This is a genomic window from Micromonospora sp. FIMYZ51 (assembly GCF_038246755.1).
Lineage (GTDB): Bacteria > Actinomycetota > Actinomycetes > Mycobacteriales > Micromonosporaceae > Micromonospora.
On sequence record NZ_CP134706.1, the window covers coordinates 6,961,047 to 6,979,842 of the forward strand.

At 71.8% G+C, this 18,796-nt stretch carries 18 protein-coding genes; 10 read left to right on the forward strand and 8 right to left on the reverse strand.

All coding sequences use genetic code 11. The annotated features are described in order from the left end of the window. Positions 1 to 4 precede the first annotated feature (4 nt). A complete protein-coding gene (locus QQG74_RS31220; protein WP_341718186.1) occupies positions 5 to 1,207 on the forward strand; it encodes an ABC transporter substrate-binding protein in 1,203 nt (400 codons plus the stop codon). A gap of 75 nt (positions 1,208 to 1,282) precedes the next feature. On the opposite strand, the gene ddaH is transcribed toward QQG74_RS31220, so the two are convergent. After that, positions 1,283 to 2,116, reverse strand: a complete 834-nt coding sequence (gene ddaH / locus QQG74_RS31225; RefSeq protein WP_341718187.1) for a dimethylargininase — start codon at positions 2,114 to 2,116, stop codon at positions 1,283 to 1,285. Between the two features lie 59 nt (positions 2,117 to 2,175). Here ddaH and QQG74_RS31230 point away from each other — a divergent pair, with 59 nt between their 5' ends. From QQG74_RS31230 to QQG74_RS31245, 4 genes are all read left to right on the forward strand, one after another. Beyond that, positions 2,176 to 2,634 (forward strand): Lrp/AsnC family transcriptional regulator, encoded by a 459-nt coding sequence (locus QQG74_RS31230; protein WP_341718188.1) that lies wholly within the window; start codon positions 2,176 to 2,178, stop codon positions 2,632 to 2,634. 161 nt (positions 2,635 to 2,795) lie between these two features. Further along, on the forward strand, positions 2,796 to 4,661 hold the full coding sequence (locus tag QQG74_RS31235; RefSeq protein WP_341718189.1) for a beta-propeller domain-containing protein: 1,866 nt from the start codon (positions 2,796 to 2,798) through the stop codon (positions 4,659 to 4,661). Positions 4,662 to 4,725: 64 nt separating this feature from the next. Further along, positions 4,726 to 6,645, forward strand: coding sequence for a beta-propeller domain-containing protein (locus QQG74_RS31240; RefSeq protein WP_341718190.1), 1,920 nt, complete (start codon positions 4,726 to 4,728; stop codon positions 6,643 to 6,645). A gap of 120 nt (positions 6,646 to 6,765) precedes the next feature. Next, positions 6,766 to 7,722 (forward strand): zinc-binding dehydrogenase, encoded by a 957-nt coding sequence (locus QQG74_RS31245; RefSeq protein ID WP_341718191.1) that lies wholly within the window; start codon positions 6,766 to 6,768, stop codon positions 7,720 to 7,722. A 6-nt stretch (positions 7,723 to 7,728) separates the two neighbouring features. Here the strand turns inward: QQG74_RS31245 and QQG74_RS31250 are convergent, their stop codons facing one another. From QQG74_RS31250 to QQG74_RS31260, 3 genes are all read right to left on the reverse strand, one after another. Beyond that, on the reverse strand, positions 7,729 to 8,811 hold the full coding sequence (locus tag QQG74_RS31250; protein WP_341718192.1) for a hypothetical protein: 1,083 nt from the start codon (positions 8,809 to 8,811) through the stop codon (positions 7,729 to 7,731). 289 nt (positions 8,812 to 9,100) lie between these two features. Next, entirely contained in the window at positions 9,101 to 9,358 is a 258-nt protein-coding gene (locus QQG74_RS31255) for a DUF6457 domain-containing protein (protein WP_341718193.1), read from the reverse strand. Then, complete coding sequence (locus tag QQG74_RS31260; RefSeq protein WP_341718194.1) at positions 9,355 to 10,161, reverse strand: NTP transferase domain-containing protein; 807 nt, start codon at positions 10,159 to 10,161, stop codon at positions 9,355 to 9,357. Before QQG74_RS31260 ends, QQG74_RS31255 begins: the two co-directional genes overlap by 4 nt. 162 nt (positions 10,162 to 10,323) lie before the next feature. On the opposite strand from QQG74_RS31260, the gene fdhD reads away from it, so the two are divergent. Next, complete coding sequence (fdhD, locus tag QQG74_RS31265; RefSeq protein ID WP_341718195.1) at positions 10,324 to 11,175, forward strand: formate dehydrogenase accessory sulfurtransferase FdhD; 852 nt, start codon at positions 10,324 to 10,326, stop codon at positions 11,173 to 11,175. On the opposite strand, the gene QQG74_RS31270 is transcribed toward fdhD, so the two are convergent. Genes QQG74_RS31270 through QQG74_RS31285 form a run of 4 tightly spaced genes read right to left on the reverse strand, consistent with a single transcriptional unit; the run spans position 11,176 to position 15,087 of the window. Then, positions 11,176 to 11,886 (reverse strand): GAP family protein, encoded by a 711-nt coding sequence (locus QQG74_RS31270; RefSeq protein ID WP_341718196.1) that lies wholly within the window; start codon positions 11,884 to 11,886, stop codon positions 11,176 to 11,178. After that, positions 11,883 to 13,415 carry an MFS transporter gene (locus QQG74_RS31275; RefSeq protein WP_341718197.1) on the reverse strand — a complete coding sequence of 511 codons (1,533 nt, stop codon included), beginning with the start codon at positions 13,413 to 13,415 and terminating at the stop codon, positions 11,883 to 11,885. Before QQG74_RS31275 ends, QQG74_RS31270 begins: the two co-directional genes overlap by 4 nt. Next, complete coding sequence (locus tag QQG74_RS31280; RefSeq protein WP_341718198.1) at positions 13,412 to 13,990, reverse strand: helix-turn-helix domain-containing protein; 579 nt, start codon at positions 13,988 to 13,990, stop codon at positions 13,412 to 13,414. Before QQG74_RS31280 ends, QQG74_RS31275 begins: the two co-directional genes overlap by 4 nt. A gap of 44 nt (positions 13,991 to 14,034) precedes the next feature. Further along, entirely contained in the window at positions 14,035 to 15,087 is a 1,053-nt protein-coding gene (locus QQG74_RS31285; RefSeq protein ID WP_341718199.1) for a DUF4192 domain-containing protein, read from the reverse strand. Between the two features lie 176 nt (positions 15,088 to 15,263). Here QQG74_RS31285 and QQG74_RS31290 point away from each other — a divergent pair, with 176 nt between their 5' ends. Genes QQG74_RS31290 through QQG74_RS31305 form a run of 4 tightly spaced genes read left to right on the forward strand, consistent with a single transcriptional unit; the run spans position 15,264 to position 18,796 of the window. After that, positions 15,264 to 16,178 carry a fructosamine kinase family protein gene (locus QQG74_RS31290; protein WP_341718200.1) on the forward strand — a complete coding sequence of 305 codons (915 nt, stop codon included), beginning with the start codon at positions 15,264 to 15,266 and terminating at the stop codon, positions 16,176 to 16,178. Continuing rightward, positions 16,175 to 17,188, forward strand: coding sequence for a GTP 3',8-cyclase MoaA (gene moaA / locus QQG74_RS31295; protein ID WP_341718201.1), 1,014 nt, complete (start codon positions 16,175 to 16,177; stop codon positions 17,186 to 17,188). The genes QQG74_RS31290 and moaA overlap by 4 nt, the downstream gene beginning before the upstream one ends. Before the next feature lie 2 nt (positions 17,189 to 17,190). Next, positions 17,191 to 17,439, forward strand: a complete 249-nt coding sequence (locus QQG74_RS31300) for a MoaD/ThiS family protein (RefSeq protein WP_341718202.1) — start codon at positions 17,191 to 17,193, stop codon at positions 17,437 to 17,439. A 13-nt stretch (positions 17,440 to 17,452) separates the two neighbouring features. Continuing rightward, positions 17,453 to 18,796 (forward strand): metallophosphoesterase, encoded by a 1,344-nt coding sequence (locus QQG74_RS31305; protein ID WP_341718203.1) that lies wholly within the window; start codon positions 17,453 to 17,455, stop codon positions 18,794 to 18,796.

The window sequence follows — 18,796 nt, forward strand, 5'->3', positions numbered from 1 at the left end:
CCCGGTGTCGCAGATGAACCGCAGGCGGGCACTCCAGCTGCTCGCCGCACTCGGTACGGGGGCAGTCGTCACCGGATGTGGCTCTGATGCCGAGGAAAGCGGCACCGAGGAGAGCCTGACACCGGTCAAGATCGGCTTGATCGCGCCGCAGGCCGGCCCGGGCAAGCCCATCGGCGACGAACTCAACAACGGCTTCCAGCTCTACCTGGAACTCAACGACAACCGGCTCGGCGGTCGCCCGGTCGACCTGCTCGTGGCCGACGAGGGAGACAACGCCAAGAGCGGCCAGGCCGCCGTGGACGGGCTGCTCAAGCAGGGCGTACTCGCCCTGACCGGGGTCGCCAGCTCGGCGGTCATGTTCGGCATCCGGGACGCCATCGAGCAGGCCCGGGTCCCACTGATCGGCTCGAACGCCTCGCCGACCAGCCTCCAGAGCGTCGTGTACATCTGGCGTACCTCGTACGTGCTCGACGAGGCCGGCCGGGCGCTCGGCCGTTACCTCAAGGACGAACTGGGCCGCAACGACCGGGTCGCGATCATCCTGCCGGAGGCGGGCGTCGGCGTCGAGGACGTGCTGCGCGGCTTCCGCCAGGAGTTCGGCGAGTCCGACCCGCGCATCGCCGACCCGGTGATCTGGACGTCCAACAGCCCGAGCCCGAGCAAGACCGCCTACGTCTCCGACATCGCCCGGGCACTCGACCGCAACCCCTCGGTGGTCTTCTGCTTCTACTCCGGCACCGCGGCGGCAGAATTCATCATGCAGCTGCGCGACGGCGGGTTCAAAGGCGCGATCTACGCGCCCGGCTTCCTCACCGAGGGCTCGGTGCTGGAGAGCATCCGGCCGGCGGGCGACGCGCTCGGCATCCGCACGGCGTTGAACTACTCCGCAGACCTGAACAACGCCGCCAACCGGCGGTTCGCCTCGGCGTACCGCAAGAAGCACAACGCCTCGCCGACGACCTACGCGATGGCCTCGTACGACGCGGCGAAGGTGCTCGACCAGGCGATCCGTCTCGCCGGCTCGACGCCCACCCCGCAGGAGGTGAACCTCGCGCTCGGCCGGATCGGTCAGATTGACAGCCCGCGCGGCGCGTGGCAGTTCAACCAGCCGCGCACCCCGCAGCAGAAGTGGTACCTGCGCGAGGTGCAGCGCGACGGTCAGGTGCTGTCGAACGTGCTGGTGAACGAACTGGCCACCCTCGGCTGAGCATGCAAGGAAGGGCCCCCTATTAACGCCTCAGGTAGAGGAAGGGCCCCCTGTTAACACTCGACGGGCAGCGGCTCAGGGCCGCAGCTCGGCGATACAGCACTTCACGCTGCCGCCGCCCTTCTTCAGCTCGGTCAACTCGACCGGCACGGGCGTGTAGCCGGCCGTCTTCAGCCGGCTGGCCAGCCGGGTCGCCTCGCTGTTGAGCACCACGTTGGCCCCGTCGCTGACCAGGTTCAGGCCGAAGGCGAGGGCGTCGTCGTCGTCCGCGAGCACCGCGTCCGGGAAGAGCTGGGCGAGGACCTTCTGGCTGGCGGCGGAGAACGCGCCCGGGTAGTAGACGACGTTGCCGTCGTCGATCGAGGCGAGCGCCACGTCCAGGTGGTAGAAGCGCGGGTCGACCAGCCGCAGCGAGACCACCGGCCGACCCAACGCCTCCTGCGCCTCGGCGTGCGCGGACAGTTCGGTGCGGAACCCGTACCCGGCCAGGATCAGCCCGCCGTACGCCTCCGGCAGGTACGCGAAGTCGCCTTCGCCCTCGTTTGTCTCGTTCGGCGCGATGAACCGCCAGTCCCGCGACTCGTAGAAGGCCCGGTGCGCCGCCGCCTCGGCGGTCCGCTGGTGGTGCTTGAACTGCGCCCCGTAGACCGTCCCGTCCACCATGAAGGCACCGTTGGCGGCGTAGACCATGTCGGGCAGGCCGGGCTCGGGGACCAGCAGGTGCACGTCATGGCCGAGCCCGATGAGGGTCTCCCGCAGGCGGTCCCACTGCTTGACCGCCAACTCCGGGTCGACCGGAGCGGTCACGTCCATCCACGGGTTGATCGCGTACTCGACCGCGAAGTGCTCAGGCGAGCACATGAGATATGTCCGCTTTCGCGGCACTCGCTGCTGGTTCACGGTCACCAAGAGTAGGTAGGGTAGAACTTCCGGAACAGCCAGAACCGTTGCTTCTCAGAGGCGGAACATTGCAGATCGACGCCGTTGACCAGCGAATCATTGCGTTGCTCGTCGCAGACGCTCGGGCGTCGTACGCGGACATCGGCAACCGGGTGTCACTCTCCGCTCCGGCGGTGAAGCGTCGGGTCGACCGGCTGCGTGCGGCCGGGGTGATCCGGGGATTCACCACGGTCGTGGATCCCGCCGCGGTCGGTTGGACCACCGAGGCGTTCGTCGAACTGTTCTGTGCCGGCCGGACCACCCCGGCCCAGATCGGTGCCGCCGTCCGGCGCCACCCGGAGGTGGTCGGGGCGTACACCGTCTCCGGGGAGGCCGACGCGCTCGTGCACCTGCGCGCCGCCGACATCGCCCACCTTGAGGAGGCGTTGGAGCGGCTGCGGGCGGAGACGTTCGTGACCTCCTCCCGGAGCACAATCGTGCTGTCCCGGCTGGTCGAGTCCCCCGGCGTCGGCCCGTCCACCCGCTGACCGCCGGCACCCGGCATCGGCCGGGCTGGCCGTGGCGGAGCGCGTGGCGAACTCGTTCACCAGCGCCGTCGGCGTCCAGCGGTAGCCACGACCGTCCGGCGGACATCGACAAACATGCTGCCGACAGGAACCGCACATGCCCCGGGCGCGTCTAAGGCGCCATGTTTCGGGGGATCCGTACCTGCCTCGCCGGCACACTCGTCACCGCACTGATCGTGCTCGCCGGATGCACCGACTCACCGGACGAGCGGAAGGACCACGGGCGGCCCGTACCCGGTCCGCCCCTGGTCGGCTACGACTCCTGCGACCAGGCCCTGGCCGGGCTCCGGACGGCGGCAGCGGCCTACATCGGGCCGGACGGCTTCCTCGACGAGGATGACGAGTACAGCGCGGACTACCTGCGGTCGTACCTGAGCGCCGACGGACCGGCCCCCACCGGCACCGAGCCCGAGTCCGGCGGGGAACTGCCGGACGTGGTCAAGACCGACGGCCGGCGGATCGTCCTGATCGACCAGGGATTTCTGCGGGTCGTCGACACGACGAGTCGGCAGGAGACCGGGAAGCTGAAGTTGCACGGCGACGGCGACGCCAACTCGGTGCGGTACGAGTTGCTGCTCCGCGGCGACCGGGCGCTTGTGGTGACCCACTGGTTGTTGCTCGGCGACCTGCCCCCGGACGCCAACGCGCCCCGGCCGAAGGACAGGCACAACACTCGGCTGCCACCGGGCGCCATCGCCAGGATGCTCCTGATCGACCTCTCCAAGACGCCACGGATTCTCAGCAAATACCAGATCCAGGGCTACCCCGAGGCCGCCCGGCTCACCGGCGACACCGTCCGGGTGATGATCCGGACGAACGCGAAGTTCGACTTCCCAGCCGACGATGGGAAGGCGAGCACGCAGACCCTGCTTGAGCAGAAGCGGCAGGTGATCGCCGAGGCCGGCATCGATTCCTGGCTGCCGAAATACGAGTGGTACGACGGCAGCGAGTGGCACACCGGGCAGGTCGGCTGCGACCGGTTCAGTGGCTCGGAGCGGGCGACCGGCGCCTGGACGCTCACCGTGCTCAGCTTCGACCTGACCCGCGATCGCTTCGACGACGGCGACCCGGTGAGCATCGCCGCCCGACCCGACCTGGTCCATGTGGCCGACTCCCACCTCTACGTCGCCGAAGCATCGCTCAAGCAGGACCGGAAGACGGACATCTACCAGTTCGACATCGCCGGCCCCGGTCGCCCTCGCTATCTCGCCTCCGGTTCGGTACCCGGCTGGCCGGAGAGCCCGGACGCGCTGTCGGGGTGGCAGGGACAGCTGCGGGTGATCACGGGTAACGCGGACGAGAATCAGTCACCTGCCTGGACGCTGCGGGTGCTGCGGGGTGTCGACGGCACGATTGTGGAGACCGGCGTGGTCGGCGTGATCGGCCAGGAGGAGCAGCTTCAGTCCGTACGCTACCTCGATGACCAGGCATATCTGATCACCCGGCGGTACCTTGAGGACGAGGAGCGGCTGTACACACTGGATCTCAAGGATCCGGGCAGCCCTCGGGTGGCCGGCGACGCGAAGCTCGCCGGCCGGACGACATACCTGCATCCGTTGCCCGACGGACGACTGCTCGGCGTGGGACACGAGATGAGCGCTGCTGATTTCCACATTGGTCCGCGCATCTCGCTGTTCGACATGCGTGACCCGTCGGCGCCGACCACCGCCGTCCCATGGACGCTGGACCAGAAGTCGCGGGTCAACACGTTCCGTTCCGGGTCCTTTCAGTACGAGCCGGGAACCGGGCTGCTGACGGTCACCACCGATGACGAGCTGCACCTGCTCCGGCTGACCGACGGAAACGTGGACACAATCGGCGTGGTCGAGCACCCCGAAGACAGTCGGCGCCACCGCGAGCGGCACAACGTAATTGATAGGTCGATGCTCGCCGACGGCGCGCTCTGGACGGTTTCCCGCGTCGGCATCGCGGCCCACGACCCGACCACCGCCAAACGCATCGCCTGGCTGCCGTTGCCCAGAACGTAGCGCGACCGGGCGGATGCACATTCGCCCGGGGAACCGGATGCGCGCGGACCGCGTCGAACCAGCCATGAAACGGGGAACCAAGCTCGCCACGGCCAGCGGATCGCTGGTGGCGCTCACTCTGCTCGCCGGCAGCGTGGCCGCGCCGCCACCCGCGCCACCCGGACCTGGCGGCGTCGGATCGTCGATGGTGCCGGTAGGTCTGGTCTCCTTCGACTCCTGTGCCGACGCCCTCACCGAACTACGCGCGGCGGCCACTGCGGCGGTCGGCCCCTACGGCTTCGCCGGTGAGTCGGTCCTGCTCAGCGACGGCGCCCTCGGTGCCGCCAAGTCGTCCGCGCGCACCTTGGCCGGTGCCGCCGGCCCGGCTGCCGAGGTAGCGCACTCGACGACAAACAACCACGAGGCCGGCGTGGACGAGCCCGATCTGGTCAAGACCGACGGCCGGCGGATCGTCACGGTCACCAACGGCGTACTGCGGGTGGTGGACCCGGTCGGCCGCCAGCTCACCGGAAAGCTCGACCTGACCGATGGCCGGGCGGAGTCGTACTGGGCCGAGCAGCGGCTCCTGCTGCTCGGTGACCGGGCGCTGGTGCTCGCGGCGGAGGTGTCGACGCCGGCCGGGAGCTTCCGGTCGACCCGGCCTGCCGGTGCCACCCGCCTGTTGCTGGTCGACCTGACCGGCGATCCCCGGCTGCTCGGCACGTACCGCATCCAGGGCCACACCGTCGACGCCCGGCTGACCGGCGCCACCGCCCGGGTGGCGGTCCGCGCGGGCGCCCAGCTGGAGTTTCCGGTCGGCGGCAAGGGCAGCGACCGGGTCCGGACCGAACGCAACCGCAAGGTGATCGCGCGGGCCGGGGTCGAGGCATGGCTGCCGGAGTACGAGTGGACGGCCGGCGGCGAGCGGCACACCGGACGGGTCGGCTGCGACCGACTCAGCCGCCCGGAGCGGATGACCGGCTCGACCACGCTCACCGTGCTCAGCTTCGACCTCACCGCCGACCGGCTCGGCGACGGCGATCCGGTCGGCGTGGTGGCCGATGCCGACACCGTCTACGGGACGGCTACCAGCCTCTACCTCGCCGGCCAGCGGCCAGCGCCGATGGCCCGCACGGCGCGCTGGCGGCCGGCACCGACCGATCAGGTCACCGAGATCTACCAGTTCGGCACCGGGACGCCGGGCCGGCCCCGTTTCCTCGCCGCCGGCTCGGTGCCGGGTTGGCTGATCAATCAGTACGCGCTCTCCGAATGGGACGGTCACCTCCGGGTGGCGACCACCACCGGTGACCTGTGGGGCGAGGGCCGGACGTCCGAGTCCGCCGTGCGGGTGCTGCGCCGGGAGGCTGGTGCGTTGGTGCCCGTCGGGATGGTCGGCGGGCTGGGTCGGGGCGAACGCATCTACTCGGTGCGCTACCTCGGGCCGGTCGCGTACGTGGTCACCTTCCGGCAGACCGACCCGCTCTACTCGCTCGATCTGGCCGACCCAACCGCACCCGCGGTCACCGGAGAACTCAAGATCACCGGCTACTCGGCGTACCTGCATCCGCTGCCCGACGGGCGGCTGCTCGGCGTTGGTCAGGAGGCCGACCGGGACGGGCGGGCCGAGGGAGTCCAGGTGTCCCTCTTCGACGTCCGCGATCCGGCCCGACCGACCCGGCTGAACCAGTGGCACCTGCCCCGCACCTGGTCCAGCGTCGACCACGACCCGCACGCCTTCCTGTACCGGCCGGACACCGGCCTGCTGGCGTTGCCCGTCAACGAGGGCATCCGGCTGCTGCGCGTCACCGCCGACACGATAAGCGAGATCGGCGCGGTGACCCACCCCGTCGTACGCCAGGGCGACGGCCGGCAGTCCTGGACCTGGAAACCGCCGGTGCGCCGGGCGCTGGTGATCGGCGATGTGCTCTGGACCGTGTCCGAGGCGGGCCTGCGCGCCTCCGATCCGGCCACCGCGCAGAGCCTGAGCTGGATCGCCACGACCTGAGCCTTCCTCCCGCAGCGGGTGGGGCCCGGTTTCTTCGGGGTTTCCGGGCCCCACCCGCCCTTGACCTGAACCGAGGTTGAGGTAGTCCACTGGGCTTCGGCCGATCGTGGAGGGGAAGACATGCGGGCGGTGTGGTTGCGCGAGTTCGGCGGGCCGGAGACGTTGGTACCTGGCCCGGCACCCGATCCGGTACCCGGCCCAGGTCAGGTCCTCGTCGACGTGGTGCACGCCAACATCACCTTCGTGGAGACGCAGTTTCGCGCCACCGGCTTCGGGCCGTCGACCGCCACGCTGCCGGTGATCCCCGGCAACGGGGTGGGCGGCGTGATCGGGGCGGTCGGGCCGGACGTCGACCCGGGACTTGTCGGACAGCGGGTGGTCACCAGCACCGGCGGGTCCGGCGCGTACGCCGAGCGGGTCGTGGTGGACGCTGCCGCGCCGGTCCCGGTGCCGGACGGGTTGCCGCTGGACCAGGCGGTGGCGGTGCTCGCCGACGGGCGTACCGCGCTGATGCTGGCCGAGGCGGCCGAGCTTCGCGCGAGCGACCGGGTGCTGATCGAGGCCGCCGCCGGTGGGGTGGGCAGCCTGCTGGTCCAACTCGCGGCCGCAGCCGGTACCCGGGTGGTCGGGCTCGCCGGTGGTGCCCGGAAGGTCGCGTTGCTGCCCGGGTTGGGCGCGCAGGTCGCCGTCGACTACCTGGAGCCGGGCTGGCCCGAGCAGGTCCGCTCAGCGGTCGACGGGGTCGACGTCGTCTTCGACGGGGTCGGCGGCACGGTCGGGCGCACAGCGTTCGAGCTGCTCGCCCCGGGCGGCCGGATGCTCAGCTTCGGGCTGGCCAGCGGCGAGTGGGCCGACATCGGCGACGAGACCGCCGCCGGGCGGGGCGTGACGCTGATCCGGCCGACACCGACACCGCAGCAGCTGCGGGCGTACACCGAGCGGGCGCTCGCGCAGGCGGCGGCCGGTCGGCTGCGCGCGGTGATCGGCCAGCGGTTTCCGCTGGAACGCGCGGCCGAGGCGCACGCGGCAATCAGCTCCCGGGCGACCGTCGGCAAGACCCTGCTCGACCTGCGCTGACCGGGCTCACAGGTACATGCCGGTGCGGTGCTCCCCGCGCCGGACCGGCGTGTCCCCCTCGCTGAAGAAGCGCTTGCCGCCGAACTCACCGTGCAGCCGGTCGTCCAACTCGTCCGCCAGCCCGGTCATCACCTGCACCGCGAGCATCAGATGGGTGGGCTGGAAATTCCGGCCGAAGACCGGGATCGACGCCCACACCGTGTCGTCGGCGCAGTAGAGGCGGCCGATGGGCATCCGGTTGGTCAGCTCGGAGAGCTTGACGTACAACCGCTCGGTGGGCTCGACCTCGGTCAGCACCGGAGAGAAGACGTCGACCAGCGGTGGGTTGTCGCGGACCCGGACGAAGACCATGGCCGAGCCGGCGCGGATGTTGATGTCACCGTCGGAGTCGACCTGGAGCCGGTCCAAGTCCGACTTGAGCATCGTCGAGACGACCGTCCGGACCCGCTCGGCCAGCTCCAGCACCTCGGTCTCCGCCCCGGCCTCACCGGCGACGGCCAGCGCCTCCTCCAGGTCGGTCGCGATCTCCCGCAGCAGAAGGGAGCCACCGCGCGCGGTGCCCAGCGGCGGTCCGGGCAGCGCCTCACCCTCGGCGTCCTCGATCACATAGACCAGGAAGGCCGGGTGTGGGGCACCGTAGATGTCGCGGAGCGTACGCGAGAGCAGGGCGGCCAGCCGACCGCTCTCTCCGGCCGCCGCATGCAACCCGAACTGGTCCCCGGAGCCCTCCACCACGCCCGGCGGTGACCAGCCCAACGCGACCATGTCGGCAACCGCCGCCCGGTCCAGTCGGTGTCCCTGCGGCAGCGCCGCGTTGCCCACCGCCCGCGCCTCGAAGCGGCCGTCAGCGCCGATCTCGACGCCCACCGAGTAGACGGCATCATCGGTGCCGGAGGCGGTCGGGTCCAGGGTCAGCTCGACGTGTGCTCCCGGCGGCAGGGCGCCCAACCGGTCGGCCAGTGCCCGGGCGAACTCCTGCCACGCCTGCGTCACCTTCGCCCGCAGGTCGGCAGTGCTCGGCTCGTCGAGCAGGATCGACTCGTGGTGTGCCGTGGCGCCGGGCGGCACCGAGGGGTGGTCTGCCGTCATGATCGCCTCCGTCCGTTCCGGTCACCCTACCCAGCCGCCCGCCGGAGGGCTCGACCCGGACGGTGATCGGACACGGTCGATACACCGGTGTGGTCGCGGCACAGCCCGACTCGGTCCCTGGTGTGGTCGCGGCACAGCCCGACTCGGTCCGTGCGTGGTGCGGTCGCGGCGCAGCCCGGCTCGGTCCGTGCGTGGTGCGGTCGCGGCGCAGCCCGGCTCGGTCCGTGCGTGGTGCGGTCGCGGCGCAGCCCGGCTCGGTCCGTGCGTGGTGCGGTCGCGGCGCAGCCGGTCACTCGGCGGTGCGGTCGCGGCCCAGTTCGACCGGCCAGGTGCCGGCCAGGTCGGCGAGGCGGGCGGCCGTCGCGGCGGGATCGGCACCGCGGCCGACGGCCAGGCCGAGCAGGTACGCGGTGACCGGGGCGCCTGGTCGCAGCACCTGATGGGCCACGTCCCGAGCGAGGTCGAGCACGGTGGGCACCGGTACCTGCGCCGGATCGAGACCCAACTCCGCACAGGCCGCCGTGACCCAGTCGTCCATCACGGTCACCGCATCCACTCCTCCGCTCGGCGTACGTCGCGCTCAGTGTCGCAGTCGAACCACGGCGGCGGGCCCGCACCGGACCAGGTCACCTCGTGCACGACGAGTCCGGCGAGCAATTCCCGAAGCGGCGCACCGGCCAGTTCTCCGCCGCGCTCGACGGCGAGCCGATGGAGGCCGGCGCGCAGAGCATCCGGGCGCCACACCCCGCAGAGCGTCTGCCGCCGCCCATCCCTGTCCACGAAGCACACCCCGTCGAGAGCACCGACCGCGCCGGTCGGTGGCCCGCCGAGCGCGTCGGCCGGTGGCCCGCCGAGCGCGTCGGTCGGTGGCTCACCGAGCGCGTCGGCCGGTGGCTCACCGAGCGCGTCAGCCGAGGGCTCGATTGGCGTGCCGGCCGATGAGTCGCCGAGGGCACCGGTCGGTGGCTCGCCGAGCGTGCCGGTTTGTCGCTCACCGAGCGTGCCGGTTGATCGCTTACCGAGGTGGTGCAGCAGCTTGCCGACGGCGGAGCGGGTGAGCAGCGGCAGGTCGGCCGCGAGCAGGGCGACGGCCGGCACGTCGGCGTCGAGCAGGGCCAGGCCGGCGGCGATGGCGGCCACCGGTCCACCACCCGCCGGCACCTCCCGGGTCAGGCGTACCCCTGGCGGTGCCGGCCCGGGTCCGACCAGGATCCGAGGCGACGCGTCGGCCACCTCGGCGAGTACCCGCTCGCGCATCGGCACCCCGCCGACCGGCAGCGCCGCCTTGTCCAGCCCGCCCATCCGGCGTCCCGCACCCCCCGCGAGCACCACCGCCGCGTACACCCCCACGCCCCCACGCTACCCGCGCCCCCTTCTCCTTCTCCTGCCCCGAACGGGCTCAGTCGAGCTTGCACGTCTTGCCTCGACAAATGCCGCAGAAGCCGCCGGCAAGCGAGCACAAGCGCAAGATCGGCAGGGCAGGAGGGCAGGGCGAAGGGGCAGGATGAGGGGATGGGACGGGTTACTGATCGGCGAGGTGTGCTTCGTGTCGATCTTGATGCTGGCGACGTTGGGCGCGGTCGGGTGCGGCGGCCGGACAGTCTCGCGGTGGAGGAGCCACTGGAGATCCGGGTGGGTGCGGCCGGACCGGCGCGACGACCACTCGCGGTCACCATGCGTACCCCCGGTGCGGATCTTGACCTGGCCATCGGCTTCCTGCTCACCGAGGGGCTGATCCGGTCGGCGGACGACATCTCCACCGCGCAGCTCTGCTCGGGGACGGAGACGCCGAACACCTACAACGTCGTGGACGTGACGCTGGCACCCGGTGTGCCGGAGCCGGCCGCCGAGGCGAGTCGCCACTTCCACACCACCAGCGCCTGCGGGGTGTGCGGCAAGGAGAGCATCGACGCGGTGCGTACCCGGTCCCTCTTCGCGGTGGCCGACGACCCGCTGGCCGTACCGGCCGAGGTGTTGGCCGAGTTGCCGCAGCGGCTGCGCGCCGGGCAGCGGGGCTTCGACCGCACCGGCGGGCTGCACGCGGCGGGCCTGTTCACCGCCGACGGTGAACTGGTGGTGCTGCGCGAGGACGTCGGGCGGCACAACGCGGTGGACAAGGTGGTCGGCTGGGCGGTACGCGAGCGCCGGCTGCCGCTGGCCGGGCACCTTCTGCTCGTCTCGGGCCGGGCCAGCTTCGAACTGACCCAGAAGGCGTGGATGGCCGGGCTGCCCCTGCTCGCGGCGGTCTCGGCACCGAGCACGCTCGCGGTCGACCTGGCCGCCGAGGCGGGGCTGACCCTTGTCGGTTTCCTGCGTGGCCGGACGATGAACATCTACACCGGCCCGCACCGGGTGACCGGTTGATCAGCGGTTCGCGAGCATCTCGAACAGTTCCAGCCGCACGGCGGCGTCCCGGGCGATCAGGAAACCGGCGATGCCCAGCACCCAGCCGAGCATGCTTCCGGACGACCGGACGATCCACGCGTTGAGGCGGGCGAGCACCGGCTCGATCCGGCTCGGCCAGGCCACCCGTCCGCCCAGTAGCAGCATCGCCGGCAGGACCATGACCAGGCAGTACGCCCCCAGCAGCGCCACCGCGGTCGAAACCGCCAGACCCGAGGTGGTCAACAAGCCCAGCGCACCGAGGTACGGCAGCATCGTCGCCACCTCGGCGAGCGCGGCGAACACCGCCAACCCGACCAGCCACCGGGGCGAGGAATTACCGGCGGTGACCCGGTCCCGCCACCGCAGCACCCGGCCGGTGCCGCCATTGCGCTTGCCGTCGTAGCGGAAGCTGAGCACAAACAACCCGATCCCGAGCGCCAACTGGCCCCAGAGCACCGGCCGGTTGTCCAGCGCCCCACCCAGCGCCTCGGCCAGGCCGGTGCCGCCGAAGTAGAGCAGCACCCCGACCACGAAGTAGAAGCCGGCGATCGTGCCGAGATAGGTCAACATCCGCCGGACGCTGACCGGGCCGGGAGCGAGCAGCAGCCAGACCGGAATGAACAGGGTGCCGATGCTGGTGCTGTCGATCAGGGCGAGACCGGCGAGGGAGAGCAGCAGGACGACGCTCATGCGGTTTCCGGTAACTGGTCGGACATCCCGCGATTATCCGGTACCCCCGCCACCCTGACGGCCACGCCAGCGGCCGAGCCGGTGCTCGCATCCCCGGCCGAGCCGGCGCTCGCATCGACATCCGGGCCGGCGCCCACGGCCGGGCCGGCACCCGCATTCACGGCCGGGCCGGCACCCGCATTCACGGCCGGGCCGGCACCCGCATTCACGGCCGGGCCGGCACTCGCATTCACGGCCGGGCCGGGCGAGGCTGCGGAGAAGTCCGATCGATCGGCGCGGGGCGGCGACGGTACCTGGTGCAGTGGCCGGTTCATCGTCCGCCATGGGCCGCCGAGCAGCGGAGTGAGGACGACCAGGAGGTAACCGACGCCGACCACGACCAGGGTGGGCGTGGTACCGGCGTGCTCGCTGGCGAAGCCGGCGCTGAGTGCACCGAGCGGGATGGCCGCCCAGGCGCCGGCACCGATCACGCCGTAGACCCGGGCTCGCATCCGGACCGGCACCCGTTCGAGCTTGATGGCGCCGATCATCGGATTGATCGCGCCGGCGGCGAAGCCCGCGACGACGAAGATGGTCATCAGCACGGGTAGTGGCAGCCCGGCGGCCAGGCCCAGGAACGGCGGCGGTCCGCACACGGCGAAGGCGACCACGAAGGTCACCCGGCGCGGCAGTCGGTGGCCGATCGCGCTGAACACCAGCGAGCCGGCGACGGCGCCGCCCGCCATCGCACCGACAAGCAGCCCGAGCGCGGTCGCCCCACCGAGTTCCCGGTGCGCGACGACGGGCAGCAGCACATTTGTCTTCGTGGCGTCGAAGAAGTTCGTGACCAGCACGAGCAGGACCATGGCGCGGAGCAGCGGTTCGCTGATCAGGAAGCGCACCCCGGCGGCGAACTGCCGCCAGTAACCTCCGCTGTCATCGACGGCTGCGGGCTGGTCGGCGCCGGGTTGCAGGCGGGCTGGGACCAGTACGGCGACGACCACGGCCGACAGCACGAAGGTCGCCGCGTCGAGGGCCAGGACGGGCAGCGCACCCAGGGTGGCGACCAGCAGACCGGCCACCGGCGCGCCGAGCAGGCGGGCGCCCCGCTCGGTGGCCTCGAACCAGCCGATCGCCCGCTCGGTCGGCAGGCCGGCGGCAGCCGCCGCCTCGGGCAGCAGGGCGATGCGGGCGGTATGCCCTGGCGTGTCGAGCAGATTGGTCAGGAACACGAGCACCAGCAGGGCCCAGAAGGGCAGCCCCACGGTGACGTGCAGCAGCGGGATCGCGGCTACCGTCAGGCAGGAGATCAGGTCGGCCAGCACGCTGGCCCGCCGGTATCCGATCCGGTCGACCAGGACCCCACCCAGTGCCCCGCCGAGCACGATCGGAACGGTGGCCACCGCTCCGGTGAGGCCGGTGGCGGCCGGTGAGCCAGTTTCGGCGAGGACATAGAGCGGCAACGCGATGATCGTCAGCATGTTGCCGGTCAGCGAGACCGCGTGCCCGATCAGCAGACCGGCCAGTGGGGCGCGCGACCGACTGTTCACTCCGGCCGCCGGAACGCGTGGTAGATCAGCGTGACCAGGCGGGCGTCGGCCCGGTCGGCGTTGCTGCGCTGCTGCCAGCGGGCCGCCAACGCCTCCAACTCGGCGCGCAGTTCGCCGAGTTCCTCGGCGGTGAGGTGGTAACCCCGGTCGCTGTTGGCGGTGCCGCGTACCCACTCCGGCTCGAACGTCGCCTCCGCGTCCAGGTAGCTCTGCAACGCCTTCTGGTACCGGTCGAGAATCGCCCGGCGCAGCAGATCGGAGGCGGCCTTGCGCTCCGGGTCGCCGAGCGCCTCCAGTGGTTCCCAGGCGGTCAGGGTGTGCGACGCCCGCCACCAGCGTTCCCGACGGCTGCGCGCATGCTCGGGCGCCTCCTGCACGAAGCCGTGCTCGGCGAGCTTGCTCAGGTGGTAACTGACCGAGCCGACCGCCTCGTCGAGGACCTCGCTGAGCATGCCGACGCTCTGCGGCCCCCGCGACCGCAACTCGCCGAGCAGCCGTAGCCGGGTGGCGTGCGCCAGGGCACGCATGGCACGGGGATCGGTCAGGTGCATCCGCACCGGTTCTTCGTTCGACACGCGGCCAGCCTAAATTAACAAGGAATGACGTACAAGACATCTTGTTATTGGTCCCGGCGGCGCGGTTGGCGACGACGAGGGCGACGTTTCCCCCGCTTTGATCCCGTCGCCGACCCGTCGATGGGCCATCCGTCGAGCCGGGACGGCGGTACGCCACGACGGAGCAGGTCGTCCATCAGCAGCGCGAGCGAGTAATCCGGATGCTCGGCCAGCACGCGCTCCAGCGCCACCGCCGCCAGCGCCCCCTGCCCGTCCCGCCAGGCGGCGAAGGCCAGCAACGCGCCAGGTGCGGCGATGAGCTCCGGCTCGGCCCGACGCAGCAGCTCACTCCAGAACGCCACGTCCTCGACCCGGCCGTCGGTGCGCTCCCAGGCGTGGTCGCGTACCGGAAGGTGGGTCAGCAGCAGGCACAGCCAGGCCACCTCGTCGTCGGTCAGGCGCTCACCGTCGCGGTGCCGGCGGCGAGCGGCACGGTACGCGGCCACTCCGGCCACCCGCAGCGCCCGCCTGCCGAGCAGGTCACTTGCCGGTGCCCCCGCCAGCAGTGCGGTCAACCGCTGTTCCGCCCGCTCGATCGCGGGCCGCATCGTCGCCTCGCCGATCGGGGCCACCTGCCGGGCGAGGGTGGCCCGGTCGGGCAGCGCCACCTGGCCGGCGAAGACGGCCGCCGCCGGGACCGAACTGGCCCGTGGGTCGTACGCGTTGCCCTCGGGCGGACAGCAATCAGGCTCGGTGCAGAGGTACGACCACCAGCGCCCGTCGGTGACCCGCAAGGCGTCCAGCACCGCGAGACCGGCGTCGGCCAGCACGTCCCGGAGCGCGTCGAGCGCTGGGGTCACCTGGGCGGCCGGGCCGTACCCGATCACGGTTGCCGAGTCGGCGCCCTGCCGGGCGGTCACCGCGGCGATGTGCCCCGCCGCCTCGCGGGGATCGGCGTCGCCGGGCAGGTCGCTGCGGGCGGCGAAGACGATCCGCGAACCGGACATCGCCACCACCACGATGCTCTCGGCCGGGTGGAAGCCGAGCAGGTACGGCACCGCGGCGATCAGGTCGGCAGGTGAGCGGACGGTCAGCCGGGGGAGATCGGTGGAATTCATGGACGTCAGCCTGCGAGCCGGCCGACAGCCGCCGCTGTCCCTGTGGAGGACACGCATGTTTTCCACAGCTACTCTTCGTATTTTGCCTGCTCACGGCCGATCGCGAGTTAATAAGGGGCCCTTCCTCTACCGGAGGCGTTAATAGGGGGCCCTTCCTTGCTGCGAAGCTGGCGGGTATGGATCTGGCGTATCTGCGGGAGCATCCGGAGCACCTGCCGACCTTTCTGACCCACCAGCGGATCCGGGAGACGCCGGTGAGCGGCGGTGACATCTGCGCGGCGGCCCGGCTGACCCTGGACGACGGGTACTCGATCTTCGCCAAGACCTGGCCGGAGCGGGCCGGACGGCCGGTGCCGGAGGGGTTCTTCGCCACCGAGGCGGCCGGGCTGCGCTGGCTGCGCGAGGCCGGTTCGGTGGCGGTACCGGAGGTGCTGGTGGCGCTCCCCGATCTGCTCGCGCTGGAGTGGGTCGAGCCGGGCGAGCCCGCCCCGGCGGCGGCCGAGCGTTTCGGGCGCGAGCTGGCCGGGTTGCACCGGGCTGGCGCGTCGGAGTTCGGGGCACCGTGGACCGGGTTCATCGGTGCGCTGCCGGCGGAGAACACGCCGTGCCCGGGCCCGTGGGGGGAGTGGTTCGCGCAGGCGCGGCTGCTGCCGTACCTGCGCGCCTCGGTCGACAATGGAGCCCTGGACCGCGCCGATGTCGCGCTCGTCGAGCAGGTGGTGGCTCGGATCGGCGAGTTCGGTGGGGAGGAGCCGCCGGCCCGGATCCATGGTGACCTTTGGCCCGGCAACCTGCTCTGGGGCGCCGACGGCCGGGTCTGGCTGGTCGACCCGGCCGCGCACGGCGGGCATCGGGAAACCGACCTCGCCCAACTGGCGCTCTTCGGCGGCCCGCCACACGCCGACCGCATCCTGGCCGCGTACCAGGAGAGCTGGCCGTTGGCCGCCGGCTGGCCGCAGCGGGTGCCGCTGCACCAGCTGCACCTGCTGCTGGTGCACACCGCGCTGTTCGGCGGGGCGTATCGCGATTCGGTCCGCGACCGCGCCCGCGCTGCCCTGAGCGGGCTCGGGCGCGCTACGGTCGACGGGTGAGTGTGGCCCCGCCGACCGGTGGCGTCCTCGTCGACCGGTACGGCCGTGTCGCCCGGGACCTGCGAGTCTCCTTGACCGACAAGTGCAATCTGCGCTGTACGTACTGTATGCCCGCCGAGGGGCTGCCCTGGCTGGCCGGGCCGCAGCTGCTCACCGACGACGAGGTGGTCCGGCTGATCCGCGTCGCGGTGTGCCGACTCGGCGTGGCCGAGGTGCGGTTCACCGGCGGTGAGCCGCTGATCCGGCCCGGCCTGGTCGGCATCCTGACTGCCGTCGCCGCGCTCGACCCCCGTCCTCGGCTCTCGTTGACCACCAACGGCATCGGCCTGGAGCGACTCGCCCCGGCGCTGCGCGCCGCCGGTCTGGACCGGGTCAACGTCTCGCTGGACACCCTGGACCGGGAGCGCTTCGCCCGGCTCACCCGGCGGGACCGGCTGGCCGACGTGCTGGCTGGCCTGGCCGGCGCGGCGGCCGCCGGCCTCACCCCGGTCAAGGTCAACAGCGTGCTGATGCGCGGCGTCAACGACGACGAGGCACCTGCGTTGCTCCGCTTCGCTCTGGAACACGGCTATGAGCTGCGCTTCATCGAGCAGATGCCGCTGGACGCCCAGCATGGCTGGGACCGCGCGGCCATGGTCACCGCCGAGGAGATCCTGACCGGGCTGCGTACCGCGTACCAACTGAGCCCGGACCCGACCGCGCGCGGCGCGGCGCCGGCCGAGACCTGGTTGGTCGACGGCGGCCCGGCCCGGGTCGGTGTGATCGGCACCGTCACCCGGCCCTTCTGCGGCGACTGCGACCGGACCCGGCTCACCGCCGACGGGCAGATACGCAACTGCCTGTTCGCCACCGAGGAGTCGGATCTGCGCAGCGCCCTGCGCGCCGGTGCCGACGACGACGAACTGGCCCGGCGCTGGTCGGCGGCGACCTGGGGCAAGCGGGCCGGACACGGCATCGACGACCCGACCTTCCTGCAACCGGCCCGGCCGATGTCGGCCATCGGGGGTTGACCATGCCGACCGTCACCGTCCGCTACTTCGCCGGTGCGCGGGCCGCCGCAGGCCGCGCCGAGGAGGTCGTTCCCGCCGGCCGGTCGCTGGACGACCTGGTCGCGGAGTTGACCGAGCGGCACGGCGGGCGGCTGGCGCCGGTGCTGGCCGTATCGAGTTATCTGGTCGACGGAGTGACCTGTCATGATCGCAAAAAGCCGCTGCCGGCCGGGGTGACGATCGACGTCCTGCCTCCCTTCGCCGGCGGCTGAGGGGGAACCACACGTGTTCGCGGTAATCGGCTTCGTGGCCACCCTTGCCCTGGTCACCGGGCTGATCCATCTCTATCTGTGGAAGCGGCTGGTCAAGGACACCACCATGGCGGGCCGCTGGCGGCGGGCCGGCACGATCGCGGCGGTCGGGCTGGCGGTGCTGGTGCCGGCGACCCTGATCGGCACCAATGCCGGGCTGTACTGGCTCGCCTGGCCGGGCTACCTCTGGCTCGCCCTGATGTTCTATCTGATGGTGCTGCTCGCCGCCCTGGAGATTCCGCTGCTGGTGACCCGGCTGGTGCTGCGCCGCCGGGCGGCCGGTTCCGCACCGGAACCGGTCCTGGCCGGCCCGGCCGCACCCGCGTCGGTCAGTCCGGCCGCATCCGGTTCGGCCGCGCCCGGTTCGGTCGGCCCGGACAACTCGACCACGGCGTCCGGCGACCCGGTCTCGACCAGCACGCCGCCGAGCGACCAGCCGGCCGGTGCTGCGGACGCCGGAGCCGCCGGGCCGGACCACGATCCGAGCCGACGGCTGCTGCTCGCCCGGGGTGCCGCGATCTTCGCCGGGCTCACCGCCGCCAGCCTGGTCGGCCACGGCGTACGCACCGCCTTTGGCCCGCCGCAGCTGGACCGGGTGCAGATCCCGCTGGCCAAGCTGCCCCGGAGCATGGACGGTCTACGCATCGCCACCGTCTCCGACATCCACATCGGACCGCTGCGCGGCCGGGTACACACCGAGCAGATCGTCGACGCCATCAACCGCCTGGACGCCGATATCGTCGCCGTGGTCGGTGACCTGGTCGACGGCACGGTGGCCGAACTGGGTGAGGCGGCGGCTCCGCTGCGTGGGCTGCGCGCCCGGTACGGCAGCTACTTCGTCACCGGCAACCACGAGTACTACTCGGGCGTCGAGGAATGGGTGGCCGAAGTCGACCGGCTCGGGCTGCGGGTGCTCCAGAACCAGCGGCTGGAGATCGCCGCCCGGGGCGGCGTACTCGACCTGGCCGGGGTCAACGACGTCAGCGCGGCGGGCACCGGCGTGTCCGCGCCGGCCGACTACGCCGCCGCCCTCGCCGACCGGGACCCGTCCCGGCCGGTGGTGCTCCTGGCCCACCAGCCGGTGGCCGCGATCGAGGCGGCCAAGTACGGGGTCGACCTGCAACTGTCCGGCCACACCCATGGTGGTCAGATGGTGCCCTTCAACCTGCTGGTCGCGCTCGAACAGCCGGTGGTCGCCGGGCTGGGCGAGGTGGACGGCACGAAGGTCTACGTCACAAACGGCGCCGGTTTCTGGGGGCCGCCGGTGCGGGTCGGCGCGGAGCCTCAGGTCACCCTCGTCGAGCTTCGCGCGCAGTAG

Excerpts from the sequence above, each read along its gene's own strand:
- QQG74_RS31250 (WP_341718192.1), bottom strand. The coding sequence starts at position 8,811 with ATGACGGCAGACCACCCCTCGGTGCCGCCCGGCGCCACGGCACACCAC.
- QQG74_RS31270 (WP_341718196.1), bottom strand. The coding sequence starts at position 11,886 with ATGAGCGTCGTCCTGCTGCTCTCCCTCGCCGGTCTCGCCCTGATCGAC.
- QQG74_RS31285 (WP_341718199.1), bottom strand. The coding sequence starts at position 15,087 with ATGAATTCCACCGATCTCCCCCGGCTGACCGTCCGCTCACCTGCCGAC.
- QQG74_RS31290 (WP_341718200.1), top strand. The coding sequence starts at position 15,264 with ATGGATCTGGCGTATCTGCGGGAGCATCCGGAGCACCTGCCGACCTTT.
- fdhD (WP_341718195.1), top strand. The coding sequence starts at position 10,324 with ATGGGACGGGTTACTGATCGGCGAGGTGTGCTTCGTGTCGATCTTGAT.
- QQG74_RS31300 (WP_341718202.1), top strand. The coding sequence starts at position 17,191 with ATGCCGACCGTCACCGTCCGCTACTTCGCCGGTGCGCGGGCCGCCGCA.
- QQG74_RS31245 (WP_341718191.1), top strand. The coding sequence starts at position 6,766 with ATGCGGGCGGTGTGGTTGCGCGAGTTCGGCGGGCCGGAGACGTTGGTA.
- QQG74_RS31240 (WP_341718190.1), top strand. The coding sequence starts at position 4,726 with ATGAAACGGGGAACCAAGCTCGCCACGGCCAGCGGATCGCTGGTGGCG.
- QQG74_RS31235 (WP_341718189.1), top strand. The coding sequence starts at position 2,796 with ATGTTTCGGGGGATCCGTACCTGCCTCGCCGGCACACTCGTCACCGCA.